General features: G+C 75.3%; 4 protein-coding genes. 1 reads left to right on the top strand and 3 read right to left on the bottom strand.

The window, feature by feature from the left end:
• Positions 1-975: lytic polysaccharide monooxygenase (locus RIF68_RS29945; protein ID WP_309054415.1), on the top strand; the 975-nt coding region annotated here is incomplete at its 5' end.
• Positions 976-1,002: 27 nt separating this feature from the next.
• Here the strand turns inward: RIF68_RS29945 and RIF68_RS29940 are convergent.
• The 3 genes from RIF68_RS29940 to RIF68_RS29930 all read right to left on the bottom strand — a co-directional run.
• Complete coding sequence (locus RIF68_RS29940; protein ID WP_309054414.1) at positions 1,003-1,863, bottom strand: alpha/beta fold hydrolase; 861 nt, start codon at positions 1,861-1,863, stop codon at positions 1,003-1,005.
• A 168-nt stretch (positions 1,864-2,031) separates the two neighbouring features.
• Positions 2,032-3,051 carry a hypothetical protein gene (locus RIF68_RS29935; protein WP_309054413.1) on the bottom strand — a complete coding sequence of 340 codons (1,020 nt, stop codon included), beginning with the start codon at positions 3,049-3,051 and terminating at the stop codon, positions 2,032-2,034.
• Positions 3,048-4,002, bottom strand: a 955-nt coding sequence (locus tag RIF68_RS29930; RefSeq protein ID WP_375165756.1) for an OB-fold nucleic acid binding domain-containing protein, incomplete at its 5' end; no start/stop codon positions are given. The genes RIF68_RS29930 and RIF68_RS29935, both read right to left, overlap by 4 nt.

The following is a 4,002-nucleotide window of genomic DNA, read 5'->3' as shown; positions in this document are numbered from 1 at the left end:
CCGGCCGCCGCGCACGGGTCGATGACGGACCCGGTGAGCCGGGTCTCGGCCTGTTACGCGGAGGGGCCCGAGTCCCCGGACTCGGCGGCGTGCCGGGCGGCCGTGGCGGCGAGCGGCGCACAGGCCTTCTACGACTGGAACGCGGTGAACGTCGCGAACGCGGCCGGACAGCACCGGCGGCTGATCCCGGACGGCGAGCTGTGCAGCGCGGGCAACGACAGGTACCGGGGCCTCGACCTGGCGCGCGCGGACTGGCCGGCGAGCCGCCTCACCCCCGGCACGCACACCTTCCGTTACAAGGGGACGGCCCCGCACCGGGGTTCGTTCGCGCTGTACGTGACGAAGGACGGCTACGACCCGTCGAAGCCACTGGCCTGGTCGGACCTGGAGGCGGAGCCGTTCGTGACGGTGACCGACCCCCGGATGGAGAACGGCGAGTACGTCTTCGAGGGGACGCTGCCGAAGAAGTCGGGGCGGCACCTCGTCTACTCGGTCTGGCAGCGGTCGGACTCCCCCGAGGCGTTCTACACCTGCTCCGACGTCGTCTTCGGGCAGGACGGCGGCAGCGGCGGCGGTACGGCTCCGGCGGACCCCGCGCCGACGGCCTCCGCGCCGAGCGAGGAGCAGATCGCGGAGGGACGGGACGAGTCGTCGGTCGAGCACGGCGGGCACGGGGACGAGGACGCGGCGACGGGCGCGGGAGCCACGGCGGCGGCGCCCGGCGCCCCGGCGACCGCCCCGGCCGCGGACCGGGCGCGGGAGACCTCCCCGGCCGCTCCGGCGACGGCACCGGCCTCCCGGGAGGCGGTACCGCACGCCGCGTCGGCGCCCGTGCCGGCGAACGGTGCGGAGCTGGCGGAGACGGGGGGCGACGCCTCCGCCCCGTACCTCGCGGTGGGAGGCGCCGCCGCCCTGGCCCTGGGGGCCGCGGTGCTGTTCGGCACGGTCCGGCGCCGGTCGGGCGCGCGCCGCTGAGCCCTGCCGGCCGGGGGCCCGGACCGGCTATCCGATCACGGACAGGCAGGTGGTCGGGGTCGCGCGGGCCGGGTCGAGGGCGTTGGCCACCTCGTGGAAGGTGACCCGGTCCACCGTCCCGACGGCCACGTGCTCGGAGAGGTCGAGCGCGCACTTGTCCTGGATGAGGACGTTGGTGACCCCGGGCCCGGAGAGGAACTGGGAGCGGTACGGCGTGACGACCTGGTCGTAGCGGGTCGCGATGACGTGGTAGCGGACGCCGGGGACGGTGTCGCCGCCCTCGTTGAGCCGGGTGAGGAACGGCGAGCCGGCGATCTGGTCGGCCAGGGCGGGGGTGGCCTCGCCGATCAGGTCCTCGGCGCCGGGGAAGTGCGGCAGGAGCGCGGTGAGGCCGAGGAGGGTGGTGCCGTGGTTGTCGGGGGCGATGCCGACGAGCGCGTTCACCTTGTCGGCGCCGCCGAGGAACTTGAGGTACCAGCGGGGCATCATGCCGCCCTGGGAGTGGCCCACGAGGTCGGCCTCGGGGGCGCCGGTGGCGGCGAGGACCCGGTCGACGTAGGCGTCGAGCTGGCCGGCCGACTTCTCGATGGGGCCGAGCCCGTGGAAGAAGGGCACGTGGGGCAGCTGTCCGTAGTCGAGGGAGAAGACGCAGTACCCCCGGTCGACCAGGTAGGGCGCGAGTCCGAGCCAGTTGTCGACGGAGTTCCCGAAGGTGCCGTGGACGAGGACCACGGGCCGGGGGTGGGCGGCGGAGGGCTTGCAGGACCAGTCGTTCCAGCCACGGCTGGACGCGGTACCGGCCTGGGCCGCGGTGGTGGGGGCGAGGACGGCGGCGGCGGTCAGGAGCAGGACGGTCAGCGCTCTGAGGACGCGTTTCCAGGGCAGCATCGGGCGATCTCCTTGCGGCTCAAGGGGAAGGGGGGTGCTGTGCCCTGCGGTCCGGACCACAAGTGGGGGATGCTCTCCAGCCAAGTTACGCACGGGTAGGAGCGGCTGGGAAGACACGCGCCGGTAACAATATGACGGGGCGTCACCAGCCGCTCACCAGCGGCTCTTTCAGGCCGCGAGCGCTCCGGGCAGGACCGCCCGGGGGCCGAACTTCGCCCGCGCCCGGTCGGCCACCGCCTCGATCCGCCGGGCCTTCTCGTCGGCCGGGTCGAAGGACAGCTGACGGGCGGCGCCCTCGGCGGGTCCCAGGTCCTCGGCGCGCAGCGCGATTCCCCGCACCCGGGCCCGCTGGAGCCCGAAGGAGTCGTGGATCGCGTACGCGAGGGCGGTGAGCGCGGCGGTGTGGGCGGTGGGTTCGGGCAGGGTGCGGCTCCGGGTCGTGGTGGTGCGGTCGGCGTACCGCACGGTGACCGCGAGCGCCCGGCACACCTGGCCCTCGGTCCGCAGCCGGGCGCCGAGTTCGGTGGCGAGCGAGAGCAGGGCCCTGCGGTGTTCGGTCCGGTCGAGTTCGTCGTGCGGGAAGGAGCGTTCGGCGGCGGCCGAGCGGGACAGCGCGCCGGGGACGACGGGGGTGCGGTCGATGCCCCGGGCGCGTTCCCACAGGTCGCGTCCGGCCTTGGCGCCGACGAGCCGCTGGAGCACGGCGAGCGGGGCGTCGGCGACCCGGCCGACGGAGTCGAGTCCGTAGGCGCAGAGGGTGCGGGCGGTGGCGCGGCCGACTCCGTCGAGACCGGCGACGGGGCGGTCGCGCAGGAAGGCGGCCGGGTCGTCGACGACCCGGGTGACGCCGGGCCGCGCCTCGCGGGCCGCCGCGCGCGCCAGCATCGGGTTCGGCCCGGCACCGATGACGCAGTCCACCCCGTACAGGGCGAGGGCCCTGACCCGGATGAGCGCGGCCAGTTCGAGGGGGGTCCGGCCGAAGTAGCGCAGGGCGCCGCGCACGTCGGCGAGCACCTCGCCCGGCGGGACGGCCTCCACGACCGGGGTGAACTCCCGGACCAGATCGACCAGCCGGGGCAGCAGCACCCCGGCGCCCTCGCCGGCCCCGGAGCCGTACCCCTGGCCGCGCCCGGTCCCGGAGCCGTACCCGGCACCGGACCCCGGCCCGAAACGTACACAGAGGATCATCCCGCGCTCCCCGGACTGCTGTGCCACAGTTTCCTTCCGCTCGGCACCCCGTCGCCGGCCGGCCTGAGGTCGGCCCAGGGGTTCATCTCGTAACCGGTGGGCATCGTGATGCGGCGCCCGCCGTCGCTCTCCCCGGTGGGGGCGGCGACGGGCTCCGCGAGCCGCTCCCCCACCGCGTCCAGGCCGCCGGACGCCCGGAGTTCGGCCAGTTCGGCGAGGTTCCAGGCGGCGGAGCCGACGACGCTGAGGCTGCGCGGGCCGCGCCGCTGCACCACGCCCCGGACCAGGAGGAGCCAGGAGTGGAAGACGGTGTGGGCGCAGCGCTCGTGGGAGTCGTCGAAGAAGGCGAGGTCGACCAGGCCGGTGCCGTCGTCGAGGGTGGTGAAGATGACCCGGCGGCCGGAGCGGATCGGCGGGGTCTGGGTGGCGGCCTTGGCGCCGGCGACGAGCACGGTCTGTCCATGGGCGGCGGAGCGCAGCCGCCGGGCGGAGACGACGCCGAGTTCACGGAGGAAGGCGTCGTGGTCGCCCATGAGGTGGCGGGAGGCGTCCATGCCGAGGATGCCGAGTTCGGCGCTGAGGCGTTCGCTGTCGTCGAGGTCGGGCAGGCCGACGGGGGCGGTCCTCCTGCCCCGGGCGAGCGGGAGCTGACCGCCGTGGGCGGCGGCCCCCGACCCGCCCCGGTGGAGTTCGGTGAGGTGGAGGAGGAGGTCGCGGCGGTTGGCGCCGAAGTCGTCGAGCGCGCCGACCTGGGCGAGGCGTTCGGCCACGGGTTTGCGGGGCCGGGCCCGCTCCCAGAAGTCGAGCAGGGAGGCGTAGGGCCGTCCGGCCTCGATGCGGGCGCTCTCGGCCTCGCTGATGCCGTGCACGTCGGTGAGGCCGAGGCGCAGCCCCCACACCGCCGGCTTCTCGGACACCAGTTCGATACGATGGGCGACCGCGGACCGGTTC

Source organism: Streptomyces sp., from assembly GCF_031178505.1.
Classification (GTDB): domain Bacteria; phylum Actinomycetota; class Actinomycetes; order Streptomycetales; family Streptomycetaceae; genus Streptomyces; species Streptomyces gulbargensis.
Note: the sequence above shows the minus strand (reverse complement) of the source record. Positions and strands in the feature narration are given on the sequence as shown.

Coding starts and splice junctions, on each gene's coding strand:
- RIF68_RS29940 (WP_309054414.1), bottom strand. CDS start 1,863: ATGCTGCCCTGGAAACGCGTCCTCAGAGCGCTGACCGTCCTGCTCCTG.
- RIF68_RS29935 (WP_309054413.1), bottom strand. CDS start 3,051: ATGATCCTCTGTGTACGTTTCGGGCCGGGGTCCGGTGCCGGGTACGGC.